We start from the raw sequence: 1,110 nt of genomic DNA, 5'->3' as shown, positions 1-1,110 counted from the left end.
TGTACTGCCCAGGGACGTTGGTTGAATCGGTGTGACGACTCGCTGTAGTTGTTGACGACGGGGTGAGGGTCTCCGGCTGAAAGTGGAGTTACTACGACAACCACTTCGATTAGGAGACCCTCATGTCCCACGCTAATGCTGCTTTGACCCCGCGTCACCGTCTTCGTATCGCGCGTCTGATCGTTGATGACCGGTGGCCAGTTTCCTTGGCTGCGCATCAGTTCAACGTTTCGTGGCCGACCGCGAAGCGGTGGGCGGACCGGTATGCGGCGATGGGTGGTGCTGGAATGGTTGATCGGTCGTCCCGGCCCCACCGCAGCCCGAGCCGGACCCCGCCGAAGCTGGTGCGCAGGATCGGTCACCTGCGCTGGAAGCAGCGTCTAGGCCCGGTCGAGATCGGCTGGAAGCTCGGGATACCCGCGTCCACCGTCCACGCAGTGTTGGTGCGGTGCCGGCTGAACAAGTTGCATCACGTCGATAAACGCACTGGTGAAGTGGTGCGCCGCTACGAACACGACAAGCCGGGAGCGATGATCCACGTGGACGTGACGAAGTTCGGCAACATCCCCGACGGCGGCGGGCACCGTTTCGTCGGCCGCCAACAGGGAGCCAAGAACCGGGCGGCAACCATCGGGGCTGGCCGCAGCAAGCGGCGTGCACCGCTGACCGGGAAGGCGTTCGTGCATACCGTCATCGACGACCACTCCCGGGTTGCCTACGCCGAGATCCACGATGACGAGACGGCGGCGACAGCGATCGGGGTGCTGCGCCGGGCGGTCTCGTGGTTTGCCGCCCGCGGCATCACCGTCGAACGGGTGCTCTCTGACAACGGCTCCGCCTACAAATCACATCTCTGGCGCGACACCTGCCACGACCTCGGGATCAAGGCCAAGAAGACCCGCCCCTATCGCCCTCAGACCAACGGGAAGATCGAACGCTTCCACCGCACGCTGGGCGAGAGATGGGCATTCAGGCGCTTCTACGCGACAGAGTCAGCGCGTCGTAGCGCCCTCCCGGCCTGGCTCCACGAATACAATCACCACAGGCCCCACACTGCAATCGGAGGCCGCCCACCCATTAGCCGGTTAACTAACCTCCCTGGGCAGTACA

At 63.9% G+C, this 1,110-nt stretch carries 1 protein-coding gene; it reads left to right on the top strand.

Annotated features, from left to right (window positions below; translation table 11 throughout):
- Positions 1 to 122 precede the first annotated feature (122 nt).
- Positions 123 to 1,110, top strand: a 988-nt coding sequence (locus tag DL891_RS16570) for an IS481 family transposase (RefSeq protein WP_111721590.1), incomplete at its 3' end; no start/stop codon positions are given.

This window comes from Homoserinimonas sp. OAct 916 (assembly GCF_003260275.1).
Lineage (GTDB): Bacteria > Actinomycetota > Actinomycetes > Actinomycetales > Microbacteriaceae > OACT-916.
The sequence above is the reverse complement of the archived record's forward strand: the minus strand, read 5'-3'. Positions and strand labels throughout refer to the sequence as shown.